Source organism: Streptomyces sp. NPDC087901 (genome assembly GCF_044742205.1).
Classification (GTDB): Bacteria; Actinomycetota; Actinomycetes; order Streptomycetales; family Streptomycetaceae; genus Streptomyces.
Window position 1 is genome coordinate 78,704 of sequence record NZ_JBIUUC010000015.1, and the last position, 15,089, is coordinate 93,792.

Consider the following 15,089-nt stretch of genomic DNA (forward strand, 5'->3'; position numbering starts at 1 on the left):
ACAGGGCTGGGTAACCACACCCGCCCCGCTCCTTCTTCCCCCGTTTGCCGGTCGCCCTTACCGGAGATCGCGGGCCGGGGCGGGCATGCTCGGTCTCACGCCCGGATTCCGGGGCTGCGGACGCGAGTGCAGGGACGGCAGGTGCGGCGATATGCGGCAGATGGAACGAAGGAAGTTCATGACGGGTGCGGCCGGTACGGTCGCGGGGGTGATGGCCTCGGCCGTCACGGCGGGTGACGCCGCCGCGGCCGTGCGGGAGGGCGTCCTCACGGGTCGGCCGGGCGGGACCCGTGATGTGCTCCGGCGTGATCTCCGGGGCATGTGGGTGGCCACGATCGAGAACGTCGACTGGCCGTCGAAGCCGGGTCTGTCGGCCGCGGCGCAACGGGCCGGGCTGATCGCGTACCTCGACGAGGCCGTTGCCCGGCGGCTGAACGCGGTGATCCTCCAGGTCCGTCCCAGCGCCGACGCGCTGTGGCCCTCACCGTACGAGCCGTGGGCCAAGTGCCTCACCGGCGTCCAGGGCAAGGACCCCGGCTGGGATCCGCTGGGCACGGCCGTGCAGGAGGCGCACAGCCGGGGGCTGGAGCTGCACGCCTGGTTCAACCCGTACCGGGTCGCCAACCACGCCGACCCCTCCCTGCTGTCCGCCCGCCATCCCGCGCGGCTGCACCCCGAATGGGTCGTGCCGTACGGCGGGAAGCTCTACTACAACCCCGGACTGCCCGAGGTCCGCGCGTTCGTCCAGGACGCGATGCTCGACGCGGTCCGCCGCTACGACATCGACGCCGTCCACTGGGACGACTACTTCTATCCGTACCCGGTGGCCGGCCAGAGCTTCGCGGACGGTGCCGCGTACGCGAAGCACGGCGCGGGCTTTCCGGACCGGGCTGCCTGGCGGCGCTCCAACACCGACAAGCTGGTGCGGGAGATGTCCGAGCGGATCAAGGCGCTCAAGCCGGGCGTCCGGTTCGGCATCAGCCCGTTCGGCGTGTGGCGCAACTCCTCCACCGACCCGCTCGGCTCCCGCACCGAGGCGGGCGTGCAGACGTACGACGACCTGTACGCCGACACCCGCGGCTGGATCAAGAAGGGATGGATCGATCACGTCTGCCCGCAGCTGTACTGGAACATCGGCTTCGCTCCCGCCGACTACGCGGCACTGGTGCCCTGGTGGGACGAGGTGGTCCGGGGCACGGGCGTGGATCTCTTCATCGGCGAGGCCCTGTACAAGGCGGGGGACCCGGCCCAGCCCGCGGCCTGGCAGGACTCCGCGGAGCTCTCGCGGCACGTCGGCTTCGCCGCGGCGTACGACCAGGTCCGCGGCCACGTCTACTTCTCGGGGAAGAGCGTGGTCACGGACCGGATCGGCGCGATGGACCGGGTGGTGGCCGACCACTACCGGACGCGGGCGCGCCCGCCCCGCTGACCGGCAGCCCCGTTCCCCCGCGGCGCCGCGCGGGGCGGTGCGGCGGCCGGCCGACAGCCCTCAGGTTCCCGGGTCCCGGGTCCGGGCGGTGTGCTGGACGACGCTGTCCGGGCCTGGGGCGATCAGGTGTTCGTGTCCGTCCTCGAAGCGGACGCGGTACGGGGGAGTCCCCCCGTCACCGAGCACTTCGACGATCTCTGCGACCCGGTCGTGCTGCCCCACGGTCCTGCCGTGCGTCAGCAGCCGGTCGCCCGTGTGTGCCTCCATCGGGAGTGACCTCCTCACGGGTGACGTTCCATGTCGACAAGTCTATGACCGGCGGGCTCCGGCGCGCTGGGTGACCGCGATGCAGACGAGGACGGCGACCGCCGCGGCCGGGGCCGCCGGGGCGACCTCCTCGCCGAGCAGCAGGAACGACCAGACGAGCGTCAGCAGCGGCTGTGCGAGCTGGAGCTGGCTGGCCCGGGCGACGCCGATCTCGGCCATGCCGCGGTACCAGACGTACAGGCCGAAGAAGGTCGACGCAACGGACACCCAGACCAGTCCGATCACCCCGTGCGCGGTCAGCCGCACCGGCTCGTACGGCAGCGCGACCACGGCGCCCGCCACCGCGAGCGGCACGGTGAGGACCAACGCCCAGCCGGTCACCTGCCAGCCCGGCATCACCCTCGCCAGCCGGCCGCCCTCGGTGTACCCGGCCGCGCAGACCAGCAGCGCGCAGAACAGGTAGAGATCCCCGGCCGACAGAGCGCCGCCGCTCTGCAGCACGGTGAAGGCGATCACCACCGCCGCCCCGGCGAGCGCCGCGATCCAGAACGCGCGGGAAGGCCGGGATCCGGTGCGTACGGAGGAGAACGCCGCGGTGGTCAGGGGCAGGAGGCCGACCACCACCGCCGCGTGCGAGGTGGTCGAGGTCTGCAGCGCCAGCGTGGTCAGCAGGGGGAACCCCACGACCACCCCGCCCGCCACGACCGCCAGACCGGCCCAGTGCCGCCGCTCGGGCAGCCGCACCCGGGCCGCGAGCATCACCGCGCCGGCGACAGCGGCGGCCAGCAGGCTGCGCAGCGCGACCAGGGACCAGGGACCGAAGCTCTCCAGGCCCCAGGCGGTGGAGGGGAAGGTCAGCGAGAAGGAGACCACTCCGAGCAGGGCGAGCAGGGTGCCGTTCCTGCTCGCCGGGAGGGAATCGGGGGATGCGAGGGGTGCGGGGCCACTCGATGCCGGCCCGGCACCCGGCGGACCGACCGCTATTGCGGGCCCGTCGGTAGCGCTATCCTGTGCTGTCATGCAAGAGCGTAGCAGTGTCGCCGAGTTGGCAGAAGTGCTCCGGAGTGAGCTGAACCGCTACTCACCTGGTGAGAAGCTGCCGTCCAGTCGGGCACTCGTCGAACGTTTCCGGGCCGGCCCCGTCACCGTCTCGCGGGCCGTGGCCCAGCTCGCCGCCGAGGGGCTCGTCGTCACCCGTCCCGGCTCCGGCGCCTTCCGTGCGCAGCCCCCCACCGGTGTACGTCCGCCCGCCGACACCTCCTGGCAGGAGGTGTCGCTGAGCGGTGACGGCGGGCCCGAGGTGGTGCCCCGTACGGTCGACGCCTCCGGTCTCCTGGTCACGTTGACCCCGCCGCCCACCGGGGTGGTCGAGTTCAACGGGGGCTATCTGCACAGCTCGCTCCAGCCCGAGCGGGCCATGGCGGCCGCCCTCGCCCGGGCCGGCCGCCGCCCCGGCGCCTGGAGCCGGCCGCCCACCGACGGGCTCACCGAACTGCGCGCCTGGTTCGCCCGTGAGATCGGCCCCGCGCTCACGGCGGCGGACGTGCTGATCACCGCGGGCGGCCAGAGCGCCCTGGCCACCGCGCTGCGGGCGCTGGCCCAGCCCGGCGCGCCCGTCCTCGTCGAGTCGCCCACGTACCCCGGCATGCTGGCGGCCGCCCGGGCCGCCGGGCTGCGGCCGGTGCCCGTCCCCGTCGACGCCGACGGTGTGCGGCCCGATCTCCTCGACGCGGCCTTCCGGGCCACCGGCGCCCGTGTCCTGGTGTGCCAGCCCCTCTTCCAGAACCCGACGGGCGCCGTCCTCGCCGGAGGCCGGCGCGCCGAGGTCGTACGGATCGCTCGCGAGGCGGGGGCGTTCGTCGTCGAGGACGACTTCGCCCGCCATCTCGTCCATGACGACGCCGGGCCGCTCCCCGCGTCGCTGGCCGCAGACGACCCCGACGGGGTCGTCGTCCACGTCTGTTCGCTGACCAAGGCCACCTCGCCCAGCTTCCGGGTGGGCGCCCTGGCGGCCCGGGGGCCGGTCCTGGAAAGGCTGCGGGCCATCCAGGTCGTCGACAGCCTCTTCGTCTCCCGGCCGCTCCAGGAGGCCGCGCTGGAACTCGTCGGCTCTCCTGCCTGGGGCCGCCATCTGCGCTCCGTATCGGCGGAACTGCGCATCCGCCGCACCGCCATGATCACCGCACTGCGCCAGGAGCTGCCGGGCCTCGCGCTCCCGCACATCCCCGCGGGCGGCGGCAGTCTCTGGGTGCGCCTGCCCGATTCCGGCGCCGGTGCGGACGAGTCGGCCATGGTCGCCGCGGCCCTGCGCGGCGGCGTCGCCATCGCGCCGGGCCGGCCCTACTTCTGCGCCGAACCGCCTTCGCCCCAGGTCAGGCTGAGCTTTGTCGCGGTCGCCGGTCTCGCCGAGATCACCGAAGGCGTACGGCGGTTGTGCTCGGCCTGGGAGGGTGTGCTCGACACCCCGGCCGATAGGGTCCGGTCATGACCGAAATGCCTCAGGAACGTTACGAGATATCGTCCGACCCCGGCCGGCTCGACGCTGCCCGGGTTCACAACTGGCTCTCCACCGATGCCTACTGGGCCATGGGGCGGACCAGGGAGCATCAGGATCGCGCCATCGCCGGGTCGCTCAACTTCGGTGTCTACGACCTCGAGTCCGGCGAACAGGCCGGATACGCCCGCGTGGTGACCGATCTCGCGACGTTCGCCTGGCTCTGTGACGTGTACGTAGACCCCGCGGCCCGCGGGCACGGTCTGGGCGGCAGGCTTGTCGCGGCGGCGCGTGAGCACCTCGCCCCGACCGGCGTCCGCAGGTTCCTGCTCGCCACGGCCGATGCCCACGGTGTGTACGAGAAGGCCGGTTTCCGGCCACTCGACAACCCGGACCAATGGATGTGCCTCCGGTTCGCCTGAGCCGGAAGCCTTTCGGCGGCACTCTTGACCTGCGCGGCGATCGGCTCCACGATCGCGCCCATGAGTGTTCGAGTCTCGCTCGTCGCGGCGGCGCGCAGCTCCTCCCTGCTCGGTGAGCGCTTCGACGACGACCGGCCGCTCGACGAGGCCGGCTGGCACGAGGTCCGTTTCGCGGCCCCCGCGCTGGTGCCCCTGGGCGCGGCCGAGCTGCGCTACTGCTCGCCGACCGCCCGCAGCCGTGCCACCGGCGACGCGCTCGGCTTCGCGCCGCTGGTCCAGCCCGCCCTGCGCGACTGCGACATGGGGCGCTGGCGCGGCTGCACGCTCTCCGATGTCACCGCGCGCGAACCGGCCGCCGTGGACGCCTGGCTGGCGGACCCGCGCTCGGCTCCGCACGGAGGCGAACCGCTGCTCGCGTTCATCTCCCGGATCGGCAACTGGCTGGACACCCGCCCCGCCTGCGACGGCTCCATCGTCGCCGTAGCCGAACCGGCCGTCGTCCGGGCCGCCCTCGTCTACGCGCTGAAGGCCCCGCCGTCGACGTACTGGAACGTCGACGTCCGCCCGCTCTCCACGGTCACGCTCACCGGCATGCCTCGCCGCTGGAGCCTCCGCCTGGAGACCGGGTCGTGACCCGGGCCCGTAGCAGGGAGGGGCGGGCGGGACGGGCGAGGGAGGTCAGGGGGCCGGCAGTGGCGGGACCGACTCGCCCTCGGTGTCGATGCGGGGGAGCACCCGGTCCAGCCACCGGGGCATCCACCATGCGCTGCGGCCCAGCAGCGTCATCACCGCGGGAACCAGCAGCAGCCGGACGATCGTGGCGTCGACGAGCACGCTGACCGCCAGTCCGAGCCCCAGCATCTTGACCACGATGTTGTCGCTGATGACGAAGGCGGCGAAGACGCTGACCATGATGAGAGCGGCGCAGGTGATCACCCGTGCGGTGATCTCCAGCCCGTGTGCCACCGCGCCCTTGCTGTCCCCGGTCCGCAGCCAGGCCTCGTGCACCCGGGAGATCAGGAACACCTCGTAGTCCATGCTCAGGCCGAAGACGATGGCGAACATCATCATCGGCACATAGCTCTCGATGGGCACGGTTCCCGAGACTCCCAGGGACGGCCCGCCCCAGCCCCACTGGAAGACCGCCACCACCACCCCGTACGACGCGGCGATCGAGAGGAGGTTGAGGACGGCCGCCTTGACCGCGACGAGGACGCCGCGGAACACGATCAGGATGATGACGAAGGCGAGCCCGACCACGACGGCGATGATCAGGGGGAGTCTGCGGGTGATGATCTCGAGGAAGTCCTCCTGGGCAGCGGTCGTACCGGTCACATAGGCGGAGGCGTCGGTGCCCGACACCCCCTGCGGCAGGACGTCGTCGGCGAGGCGGTTGAAGAGCGTCGTCGTGCCCGCGTCCTGCGGGGCCTCCTTGGACAGGGCGGTGCCGATGAGGAGCGCCCCGTCGTCGGTCGGCTGCAGCGGACTGACGCTGGCCGCACCGGGCACGTCGGTGAGCGCCTTCTGGAGACTGCTCGCCAGCGCCGAGCGGTCCGCGCTCGGTACCGACTGCTGATCGACGACCAGGGTGAAGGGACCGTTCGCGCCGGGCCCGAAACCTGTGGAGATCAGGTCGAACGCCCGCCGGTCGGTGAAGCTCGTCGGATCGGCTCCGTCGTCGATGTGCCCGAGACGGATGGAGAACAGCGGGATCGCGAGGACCCCCACCACGACCAGCCCGGTGAGCAGGAACCACCAGGGCCGCCGCTCCACCCGCTGGGCGTAGCGGTGCCAGCCGCCCGTCGCCGCGGCGCCGGGGCCGGCCCCGCCCTCGGCGACCGGGGTCCGCACCCGGTAGCGGTCGATCCGCCGGCCGACGAGACCGAGCAGGGCCGGGACCAGGGTGATCGCGCCGATGACCGCGGTGATCACGGTGACGGCGGCCGCGGCCCCCAGCTTGCCGATGAAGCTCACCCGGGAGACGTACAGACCGGCCAGCGCGACGATGACGGTGCAGCCGGACACCAGGACGGCCCGTCCGCTCGTGGCGACCGCCCGGCCGGCGGACCGGACCGGATCGGCGCCGTCCATGACGAGCTGACGGTGACGGGTGATCAGGAAGAGTGCGTAGTCGATCCCGACCCCCAGTCCGATCATGGTGGCGAGCGTGGGCGACACACTCGCGAACGTGGTGGCCGCGGCCACCAGCGACAGACAGCTCAGCCCGACGATCACACTGATCAGCGCGGTGAGCAGGGGGACGCCGGCGGCGATGATGCTGCCGAACCCGATGAGCAGCACGACCACCGCGACGGCGAAACCGACCGCCTCGCTGGTGAGGTCCTTGGTCTCGGGCCTGGCCAGCTCTCCCAGCGGGCCCCCGTACTCGACCTCCACACCGGCCGACCGCAACGGCTTCACCGCCGTGTCGACCTGGTCCAGATAGGAATCGTCCAGCGAGGTCGGGTTCACGTCGAACCGGACGGTGATGTACCCGGTCTGGCCGTCCTTGGACAACGAGGTGGATGTCGAGGAGGACGAGGGCAGCGGGTTCTGGGCGGACAGGACGTGCGGCAGCTTCTGGAGGTTCGCCACCACCTGGTCGACCTGGCTCTGCACCTCGGTCAGGGGCTTCTGCGCATCGTGCAGGACCACCTGGGCCCCGGTGCCGCCCGCCGCCGGATCGTGCGCCTTCAGCAGCTCGGCGCCGGTGTTGGACTGGGTGCCGGGCAGGTTGAAGTCGTCGGAGTACGTCCCTCCGAACGCGCTCTGGAGGGCGTGCAGCCCGCCGAGGGCGACCACCCACAGCACGATCACCACGACGAAGTGGCGCGCACACCATTCGCCCAGCCGCAGCAGCCACCCCCCGCCCGAGCGCGCCGGTGGTGTGTACGTACTGCTGCTGCTCGGCGGGGCCATGGCGCTCTCCGGAGAAGGGGACGGGCTGTCCTGCCGGGGCGCTTCGCGTCCCTTGTGTCCACTTCGAGAACGTAGAGGCGGGCACGGGATGCCGTGGCTCGCGACACGTTCGCCGGGCTGCCCGTTCCGCCGCACGGCCGGTATCCGCGGCAGACCGGAGAGACCGCGCGCCGGAGAGCGTCCGTGGCCGGTCAGCCCTTCTGCTGCGCGCCGACGATGAGCGTCAGGGCCTCGGCGATGGCGGTCTCCGCCGTCGCCTTGTCGAGCCCGAGGCCGGTCAGCAGCCCCGCACCGTCCTCGTGCTCCAGCAGGGCCAGCAGGATGTGCTCCGTGCCGATGTAGTTGTGCCCCATCCGCAGGGCCTCCCGGAAGGTGAGCTCCAGGGCCTTGCGCGCAGCGGCGTTGTACGGGATGAGCTCGGGCAGCTCGTCCTCCGCAGCCGCCGGCAGTGCCTGCTCGGCGGCCTGGCGGACGGTGTCCAGGGCCACGCCCTGCGCCTTGATGAACGCCCCCGCGAGCGCCTCCGGCTCGCTGAGCAGCCCCAGCACGATGTGCTCGGTACCGATCTCGGCGTTGCCCGCGGCGCGGGCCTCGTTCTGTGCGGCCATCACCACGTTCTTCGCGCGCGGGGTGAAGCGGCTGAAGCCCTGGCTGGGGTCGAGCCCGGACAGCTCGCCGGGGTCCTTGGCCACGAACCGCTTCTGGGCTGCCTGCCGGGTCACGCCCATGCTCCGGCCGATGTCCGTCCAGGATGCGCCGGAACGCCGCGCCTGGTCCACGAAGTGGCCGATCAGATGGTCGGCCACGTCGCCGAGGTGGTCCGCCGCGATGACGGCGTCCTGAAGCTGGTCGAGGGCGTCGGGGTGGACCTTCTTGATGGCTGCGATGAGGTCGTCGAGACGGACGGGATTCGTCATGCCCACTGGATTCGTCATGTGTCAACGGTAGGTTGACAGTGCGGCAGTGTCAACTGTCGGTTGACACTCGTCGCGTCCGGGGTGCGGCGCCGTCCCGGCATGACAGAACGCGCCGGCCGACGATGTCGTCGGCCGGCGCGTCCGGTGAGCTGTTCCGCGAGCGGTCCGGGGTCAGAGGGTCCCGGAGTCGGCGATGGTGACCTTCGCCTTGGTGCGACCGCTCTGCGAGCCGAGGCCCTCGATCTTCGTGACCAGGTCCATGCTCTGCTGGTCGGCGACCTCGCCGAAGACCACGTGCTTGCCGTCCAGCCACGAGGTCACGATGGTCGTGACGAAGAACTGCGAGCCGTTTGAGTTCGGGCCGCTGTTCGCCATGGAGAGGAGGCCGGGCTTGGTGTGCGCCAGCTTGAAGTTCTCGTCGTCGAACTTCGCACCGTAGATGCTCTTGCCGCCCGTGCCGTCGCCGCGGGTGAAGTCGCCGCCCTGCAGCATGAACTCGGGGATGACCCGGTGGAAGGACGAACCCTTGTAGCCGTAGCCCTGCTCGCCGGTGGCCAGCTGGCGGAAGTTCTCCGCGGTCTTGGGAACGACGTCGTCGTACAGGTTGAAGACGATCCGCCCGGCGGGCTCGTCGTTGATGGTGATGTCGAAGTAAACCTTGCTCGTCATGGAACCATCCTGACATCTGTTCCCGTGGCCCCGACGGGCGGGCGCGTCCAAACACCGCTCACGGGTGACCGGCCGGGGGCATGTGGTGGACAACCGGCCGTAGCCCGAGGCCCTGTCGCACCTGCTCCGTCACACCCCCGTGCTGCCGTCGATCCGCTCCCGCAGCAGGTCGGCGTGGCCGCTGTGGCGGGCGTACTCACCGATCATGTGGGTGTAGATCCACCGCAGGTTCACCTCGCCGCCCATGAAGGGGGCCGTGTCCTCCAGCGACCGCGCCGCGCAGTTGGCCCGGGAGACGGCGATCTCCTCCTGCCAGGCGGCGCAGGCTCCCGCGAAGGTCCGGCCACCGGACAGCTCGAACCCTCCGTCGTGGCCGTCAGGGCCTGCCGGTGCCCCGTCGGAGGGCGGGACGTCCTCGCCGGTCAGCACCCGGCGGAACCAGTTCCGCTCGACCTCCGTCAGGTGCTGGACCAGTCCCATCAGGGTCAGCGACGACGGCGGCACGGAGGCGTGGCGCACCTGCTCGTCGGTGAGGCCTTCACATTTCACCGCCACGGTGGCCCGGTAGAAGTCGAGCCAGGCGGCCACGTTGGTGTGCTCGTCGGCGTTCAGGGGCGGCATGGGGCGTTCGGCGCTAGTCATGATCACCGATGCTGCCAGCCGGGTCTGACAGTCAGGCCTTCCGAACGGGTCCGCCGGCCCGGCTGCCACGATCGCGGCGAGGCGGCGGCCGCTGCGTCCTACGGCCGGCGACGGGGCTTGCCGCGCTTGGCGCCCGAAGCACCCTTGGCGCCGCGCACGCCACCCTTCGCCCCCTTCGCACCACCGGAGCCGCCCCGCGGGTTCTTCCCCGCCGACGCACCCGCCGCGGTCTTATGTCGCGTACCGCCGCTCTCGGTGCGCTTCGACTTCGGCTTCGGCTGCTCCGCGGGCGCCGCGCTGCGGCCCCGGGAACTGTTCACGGTCCGTCCGCGGACGATCCCGATGAAGTCCTCCACCAGGTCGGTGGTCCGGTCCTCGGGCCAGGACAAGGCGATCCGCGACTCGGGCGCGTCCGACAGTGGACGGTAGGTGAGGTCCTTGCGGTGGTGCAGACGGGCGAGCGATTGCGGAACGACGAGGACACCCACCCCCGCGGCCACCAGCTCGACGGCGTCCTCCGTCGTGGCCGGGCGCTCGATCGCGGGTCTGCCGGGGAGCTGCTCCCAGCCGAGGGTGTCGTCGAGCGGATGCAGCACGATGTCGTCGGCCAGCTCCGCGAGGGAGACCTCGTCGACCGCCGCCGCCACGTGGTCCTTGGGGATCACGACGACGGTCTGCTCGGTGTAGAGCGGGATCGCGCTGAGGTCCGTACCGTCGACCGGCAGCCGGACGAAACCCGCGTCGGCGCCGCCGTCGCGCAGCAGGGCCGGCGCCTCGGCGGCGGGCACCGCGACGAGGGTCAGGGGGACGTCGGGCAGGCGCTCGTTCCAGATACGCACCCACTTGGTGGGCGTCACCCCCGGGACATACGCGAGCCGGAACGAAGGGGATACTTCCGAGCCTGTCACCCCGCCAGGTTAACCGGTCGTGGTCAGAGGTGGCGCACACGCTCGATACTCTTGAACCATGACGTCGCACCAGACCGCCCAGACAATGAAGCCCGCAACCGCGGCGAAGAAACTGGGTGTGTACCTCGAGGCCACCCCCACCGAGTTCCAGGAGGGTGTCGTCTCGCGCGCCGAGCTGGCGGCTCTCCAGTCCGATCCGCCCGAGTGGCTGCAGGAACTGCGACGCAACGGCCCGCACCCGCGCCCTGTGGTCGCGTCCAAGCTGGGCGTCTCCATCTCCGGCCTCGCCCGCGGAGGCGTCACTGACGCGCTCACCACGGAGCAGGTCGACGCGCTGAAGCAGGACAACCCCGAGTGGCTCCAGAAGGAGCGGGCCACGCAGGCGGAGGTCCGCAAGGAAACCGTACGCATCAAGGAGCGGAACGCGGAGCGCAAGGACGCGTCGTAGCTCGCACCCGACTTCCGAAGACCGACATGTGGGTGGTCTCCGTTCCCTCGCCGACCGGCGGGGCGGAGGCCACCCACACGCCGTTTCCGCGGAAGGGCCGCCGTTCGGCCGGCAGCCTTCGGCCCGAAAAGCGGGTGACGGCCGGCCGGACCCTGCGTACCGTGGTCCCCATGGGAACGCTGTGATCGCCCCGCCCACGACCGCGTAGAGCTCAGCTCCGCCGTCGTGGTGCCGCGTATTCGTCCTCGAATCCGTTCTGCCGGCATGCCCGGGAACAGGGGCTCATCCATGCACCCAGCACACTCCGCACAACTCTCTCTGCACGGCGTCACCAAGCGTTACGGCGACCGCACCGTGCTCCGACAGGTCTCGTTCAGCCTCGCGCCCGGGGAGAAGGCCGGCGTCATCGGCGACAACGGGGCAGGCAAGTCCACACTGCTCCGTCTCCTCGCGGGCGAGGAACGGCCCGACACGGGCGAGGTGTCCGTCGTCGCACCCGGCGGGACGGGATATCTGGCCCAGGCCATCGGCCTGACTCCGCAGGCCACGGTCCAGGACGCGGTCGACGTGGCACTGGGCGAGCTGCGCACCCTCGAGTCGGAGCTGCGCCGGGCCGGGGCCGCGCTGGCCGTGGCGTCCCCCGGCCCGGAGCTGGGGGCCGCTCTCGCCGCGTACGCGCACCTGACCGAGCGGTACGAGGCGCGCGACGGCTACGGCGCCGACACCCGGGTGGACACCGCGATGCACGGACTCGGTCTGCCCCGGCTGTCCCGGGACCGGCCGCTGGGCACGCTCTCCGGCGGCGAGCGGTCCCGGCTGGCGCTGGCCGCGACACTCGCGTCCCGCCCCGAACTGCTCCTGCTGGACGAGCCGACCAACGACCTCGACGACCGGGCGGTCGGCTGGCTGGAGGACCATCTGCGGGCCCACCGCGGAACGGTCGTCGCGGTCACCCATGACCGGGTGTTCCTGGAGCGGATCACCGCCACGGTCCTGGAGGTCGACGGCGGCCGCGTCTCCCGCCACGGCAACGGCTACGCCGGTTACCTCACCGCCAAGGCCACCGAACGCCGGCGGCGCCAGGAGCGGTACGACGAGTGGCGGGCCGAACTCGAACGCAGCCGCCGGGTGGCCGAGACCAACGCCGTCCGCCTGGACGCCATCCCGCGCAAGCTGACGAAGGCCGGTTCCGGAGCCGGCGCGTTCCGTGCGCGCGGGCGCGCCCACGGCGCGATGAGCCGTATCCGCAACGCGAAGGAGCGGGTCGACCGGCTCACCACGAACCCGGTGACACCGCCGCCGGACCCGCTGTCCTTCACGGCCCACATCGCCACCGCGAGCGGTCCCGGCGAGACCCCGGCCGCGGCCCTGGACCATGTCGTCGTCGAGGGCCGGCTGAAGGTGCCGGAGCTACGGATCGGACCGGCTGAGCGCTTGCTGGTCACCGGCCCCAACGGTGCGGGCAAGAGCACCCTGTTGCGGGTCCTGGCCGGAGAACTCCGCCCGGACACGGGCGCGGTGGTGGCGGCCGGGAAGGTGGGGCACCTGCGGCAGGAGGAGACACCGTGGCCGCCGGGCACGACCGTGCTCTCCGCGTTCGCCCACGGCCGCCCCGGCGACCGGGACGAACACGCCGACCGGCTGCTGTCGCTGGGCCTGTTCGAGCCGGCCGCCCTGCGGCTGCGCGTCGGGGACCTTTCGTACGGCCAGCGGCGCCGCATCGAACTCGCCCGGCTGGTCAGCGATCCGGTGGACCTGCTCCTGCTGGACGAGCCGACCAACCATCTCTCACCCGCCCTCGTGGAGGAACTGGAGACGGCGCTGACCGGCTACACGGGCGCGCTGGTGCTGGTCACCCACGACCGCCGGATGCGAGCACGGTTCAGCGGCACCCGGCTGGAAATGAGCGAGGGCGCCGTCACCGGCGGATCCTGAGCGGCCGGCATCCCCGCCCCGGCGCCCCGGAACGAGCGGCCGTGACACCGCCGCTCCTCCGGGGCGCTCTCATTCAATAGGGTTACGCCCATGCTGGAGCCGGAGGGGACCGACGACATCGACTGGGCGGCGCTGGAGCACGCGTACGGACCGGCGGACGACGTCCCCGCTCTGCTACGGGCGGCCGGATCGATGGACGCCCGCATCCGGGGCGAGGCGGTGGACGAGCTGTACACCTCCCTCTGCCACCAGGGCTCGGTCTACTCGGCGACAGCGCCGGCCGTGCACTTCGTCGCGCGGCTCGCGCTGGACGGGCCCGGTGACCGGCAGCCGCTGCTGTGGCTGCTGCACGGCGCGGCCGACGGGGCCGGACGCGAACGGGAGCAGGCGCGGCGGGCGGTGGCCACGGCCCTTCCGGCTCTTCTCGGGCTCGCGGCGGACCGGGACCCGGATGTCCGGCGCACCATGGTGTGGATCGTCGCTGCCTGCGAGGAGGCCTCCCTGCCGCTGCTCCCGATGCTGCGGGCCCGGCTGGAGACGGAGGAGGACGCCGAGGTGCGGGCGGATCTCGTCACCGCGCTCGGCCTGCTCGATGTCTCGCCGGACATCAGCAGGGCGCGCAACCAGGACTTGCTCTCCGCTCCGGAGCCTTCGGTGCGCAGGGCCGCGGCGACGGAGCTGCTGCGTACGGCCCCGCTGCCGCTGCCGCCCGCGCTGGTGGAATCGGCGCTCGACGCCCGGGAGGCCGCGCCCGGCGACAGCGACACGCTCCACCCGTGGCCCGCTTCCCACATCCCGCTCACGCAACGGCTGATGGATGATCCGGACGCGGCGCTGCGCGCCGTCGAGCGGGGACTGCCGATGGCCTGGGAGCTCACCGAGACCTGGCGTGACCGCGAGAGGGACGTCCTGCCGTGGCTCGCGGCCACGGCGACGGACGCCGAGGACCTGTGCCAGGTGGCCCGCGTGGGTGCCGCGATGCCGGGCGGGGAGACGGCACCGTGGCTGGACCCCCACCTGCGGGCCGACGACCCCGCGGTCCGGATCGCGGCGACCCTTGCCGCGGTGCGGCTGCGCGTGCCCGGTGCGCTCGGCCTCGTCCTGCGGCTGATGGACGAACTGCCGGAGGAGGCGGCCTCGCTGCAGTTGACCCCTCTCGGTACGCCCGGCACGGTCGTGACCGCGGCGGTGGAGGTGCTCGGCGCGGCCGCCGAACCGGTGGCCCGGCGGGTCGCGGCCCGGCCCCGTGCCGAGTGGCTCGACGCCCTGCTTCCCTTTCCCGGGCTCGCAGCCGGCTGCGTGGACGACCTGGTCCGGCTGCTGCCCGCGTCGGCCGGGGTGCTCGCCGCGCTGGGGCCTGCGGCAGGCCGGGAGGCGGCACGAGCCCTGCGGGCCCGGGCCGCGGCGGGCGACCTTTCGGCAGCGCTGGCGCTGGTGCGGGTCGACGGGCACGCTGAGCCGGCAGTGCAGGCGGTGCGCATGCTGCCGGACGCGGTGGCGCGACGTGCGGCAGCGGTCCAGGCAGCGGACGAACTCGGCCCGTCGGCAGCAGAGTTGCTGCCACTGCTGGAAGAACGGCTGAAGGCGCCGACCCGGGAGAGCCGAGCGGGTGCGGCTGCCGCGATCTGGCGTGTCACGGGCCGCACGCATGACACGGCGCCGGTCATCGCGGATCAGCTGAGCCGCCGCGGCAGCCTCCACGAACCGCACCTCGGCGCGCTGCGCGCACTCACGGCGATGCGGCTGCTCCCGGCGGCGGCCCGCCCCGCGGTCGAGTACATCGTCTCCTCACCGCGCCGCGTCGTCAGGGCTTTTCCCTGCGACGGCACCCCGCACCCGGACCTCGCGGTGAGGGAGCTGGCACGGGAGCTGCTGGTGGTGACCGGCTGAAAGGACGGGGGCGCGCCCGCGCCCCCGTTGAGCGGCAGCTCCATGGCAGCTCGGCGGCTCGGCGCTGAGCGACGGGCGGAGCTGTCGGGTGCCCAGAACACCCAGAACACCCAGAACACCCAGAACACAAAAACCCGAGTGCCGAAAGT

At 72.4% G+C, this 15,089-nt stretch carries 14 protein-coding genes; 7 read left to right on the plus strand and 7 right to left on the minus strand.

All coding sequences use genetic code 11. From position 1 onward, the window contains the following. The first annotated feature begins 178 nt into the window (after positions 1-178). Complete coding sequence (locus ACIOEW_RS33550; protein WP_362549846.1) at positions 179-1,429, plus strand: family 10 glycosylhydrolase; 1,251 nt, start codon at positions 179-181, stop codon at positions 1,427-1,429. 60 nt (positions 1,430-1,489) lie between these two features. Here ACIOEW_RS33550 and ACIOEW_RS33555 read toward each other — a convergent pair whose 3' ends face one another. Then, on the minus strand, positions 1,490-1,696 hold the full coding sequence (locus ACIOEW_RS33555; RefSeq protein ID WP_362549773.1) for a DUF1918 domain-containing protein: 207 nt from the start codon (positions 1,694-1,696) through the stop codon (positions 1,490-1,492). Between the two features lie 42 nt (positions 1,697-1,738). Further along, entirely contained in the window at positions 1,739-2,716 is a 978-nt protein-coding gene (locus ACIOEW_RS33560; protein WP_401968604.1) for a DMT family transporter, read from the minus strand. Here ACIOEW_RS33560 and ACIOEW_RS33565 point away from each other — a divergent pair. Genes ACIOEW_RS33565 through ACIOEW_RS33575 form a run of 3 tightly spaced genes read left to right on the plus strand, consistent with a single transcriptional unit; the run spans position 2,715 to position 5,245 of the window. Next, positions 2,715-4,184 (plus strand): PLP-dependent aminotransferase family protein, encoded by a 1,470-nt coding sequence (locus ACIOEW_RS33565; protein WP_401968607.1) that lies wholly within the window; start codon positions 2,715-2,717, stop codon positions 4,182-4,184. The two genes, ACIOEW_RS33560 and ACIOEW_RS33565, sit on opposite strands and share 2 nt — an antisense overlap. Next, a complete protein-coding gene (locus ACIOEW_RS33570) occupies positions 4,181-4,612 on the plus strand; it encodes a GNAT family N-acetyltransferase (RefSeq protein ID WP_362549764.1) in 432 nt (143 codons plus the stop codon). The genes ACIOEW_RS33565 and ACIOEW_RS33570 overlap by 4 nt, the downstream gene beginning before the upstream one ends. A gap of 60 nt (positions 4,613-4,672) precedes the next feature. After that, complete coding sequence (locus ACIOEW_RS33575) at positions 4,673-5,245, plus strand: histidine phosphatase family protein (protein WP_401968609.1); 573 nt, start codon at positions 4,673-4,675, stop codon at positions 5,243-5,245. A gap of 45 nt (positions 5,246-5,290) precedes the next feature. Here the strand turns inward: ACIOEW_RS33575 and ACIOEW_RS33580 are convergent, their stop codons facing one another. The 5 genes from ACIOEW_RS33580 to ACIOEW_RS33600 all read right to left on the minus strand — a co-directional run bounded on the left by ACIOEW_RS33580 (position 5,291) and on the right by ACIOEW_RS33600 (position 10,667). Beyond that, on the minus strand, positions 5,291-7,531 hold the full coding sequence (locus ACIOEW_RS33580; protein ID WP_401968612.1) for an MMPL family transporter: 2,241 nt from the start codon (positions 7,529-7,531) through the stop codon (positions 5,291-5,293). 191 nt (positions 7,532-7,722) lie between these two features. Beyond that, positions 7,723-8,466, minus strand: coding sequence for a Clp protease N-terminal domain-containing protein (locus ACIOEW_RS33585; RefSeq protein ID WP_401968615.1), 744 nt, complete (start codon positions 8,464-8,466; stop codon positions 7,723-7,725). Between the two features lie 153 nt (positions 8,467-8,619). Beyond that, the gene (locus ACIOEW_RS33590; protein WP_362549755.1) at positions 8,620-9,117 is read right to left on the minus strand and encodes a peptidylprolyl isomerase; all 498 of its coding nucleotides are present in this window, start codon (positions 9,115-9,117) and stop codon (positions 8,620-8,622) included. Between the two features lie 129 nt (positions 9,118-9,246). Beyond that, positions 9,247-9,759: a DinB family protein gene (locus ACIOEW_RS33595; protein ID WP_401968618.1), complete on the minus strand. Its 513-nt coding sequence runs from the start codon at positions 9,757-9,759 to the stop codon at positions 9,247-9,249. 98 nt (positions 9,760-9,857) lie between these two features. After that, positions 9,858-10,667: a LysR substrate-binding domain-containing protein gene (locus tag ACIOEW_RS33600; protein WP_401968620.1), complete on the minus strand. Its 810-nt coding sequence runs from the start codon at positions 10,665-10,667 to the stop codon at positions 9,858-9,860. A 58-nt stretch (positions 10,668-10,725) separates the two neighbouring features. On the opposite strand from ACIOEW_RS33600, the gene ACIOEW_RS33605 reads away from it, so the two are divergent. The 3 genes from ACIOEW_RS33605 to ACIOEW_RS33615 all read left to right on the plus strand — a co-directional run bounded on the left by ACIOEW_RS33605 (position 10,726) and on the right by ACIOEW_RS33615 (position 14,940). Then, complete coding sequence (locus ACIOEW_RS33605; RefSeq protein ID WP_362549746.1) at positions 10,726-11,115, plus strand: DUF5997 family protein; 390 nt, start codon at positions 10,726-10,728, stop codon at positions 11,113-11,115. A gap of 288 nt (positions 11,116-11,403) precedes the next feature. After that, the gene (locus ACIOEW_RS33610; RefSeq protein ID WP_401968622.1) at positions 11,404-13,050 is read left to right on the plus strand and encodes a TlrC/CarA/OleB/SrmB family ABC-F type ribosomal protection protein; all 1,647 of its coding nucleotides are present in this window, start codon (positions 11,404-11,406) and stop codon (positions 13,048-13,050) included. 90 nt (positions 13,051-13,140) lie between these two features. Next, positions 13,141-14,940, plus strand: a complete 1,800-nt coding sequence (locus ACIOEW_RS33615) for a hypothetical protein (protein ID WP_401968624.1) — start codon at positions 13,141-13,143, stop codon at positions 14,938-14,940. The last annotated feature ends 149 nt before the right edge of the window (positions 14,941-15,089 follow it).

Coding starts and splice junctions, on each gene's coding strand:
- ACIOEW_RS33550 (WP_362549846.1), top strand. CDS start 179: ATGACGGGTGCGGCCGGTACGGTCGCGGGGGTGATGGCCTCGGCCGTC.
- ACIOEW_RS33555 (WP_362549773.1), bottom strand. CDS start 1,696: ATGGAGGCACACACGGGCGACCGGCTGCTGACGCACGGCAGGACCGTG.
- ACIOEW_RS33565 (WP_401968607.1), top strand. CDS start 2,715: ATGCAAGAGCGTAGCAGTGTCGCCGAGTTGGCAGAAGTGCTCCGGAGT.
- ACIOEW_RS33560 (WP_401968604.1), bottom strand. CDS start 2,716: ATGACAGCACAGGATAGCGCTACCGACGGGCCCGCAATAGCGGTCGGT.
- ACIOEW_RS33570 (WP_362549764.1), top strand. CDS start 4,181: ATGACCGAAATGCCTCAGGAACGTTACGAGATATCGTCCGACCCCGGC.
- ACIOEW_RS33575 (WP_401968609.1), top strand. CDS start 4,673: ATGAGTGTTCGAGTCTCGCTCGTCGCGGCGGCGCGCAGCTCCTCCCTG.
- ACIOEW_RS33580 (WP_401968612.1), bottom strand. CDS start 7,531: ATGGCCCCGCCGAGCAGCAGCAGTACGTACACACCACCGGCGCGCTCG.
- ACIOEW_RS33585 (WP_401968615.1), bottom strand. CDS start 8,466: ATGACGAATCCAGTGGGCATGACGAATCCCGTCCGTCTCGACGACCTC.
- ACIOEW_RS33590 (WP_362549755.1), bottom strand. CDS start 9,117: ATGACGAGCAAGGTTTACTTCGACATCACCATCAACGACGAGCCCGCC.
- ACIOEW_RS33595 (WP_401968618.1), bottom strand. CDS start 9,759: ATGACTAGCGCCGAACGCCCCATGCCGCCCCTGAACGCCGACGAGCAC.
- ACIOEW_RS33605 (WP_362549746.1), top strand. CDS start 10,726: ATGACGTCGCACCAGACCGCCCAGACAATGAAGCCCGCAACCGCGGCG.
- ACIOEW_RS33610 (WP_401968622.1), top strand. CDS start 11,404: ATGCACCCAGCACACTCCGCACAACTCTCTCTGCACGGCGTCACCAAG.
- ACIOEW_RS33615 (WP_401968624.1), top strand. CDS start 13,141: ATGCTGGAGCCGGAGGGGACCGACGACATCGACTGGGCGGCGCTGGAG.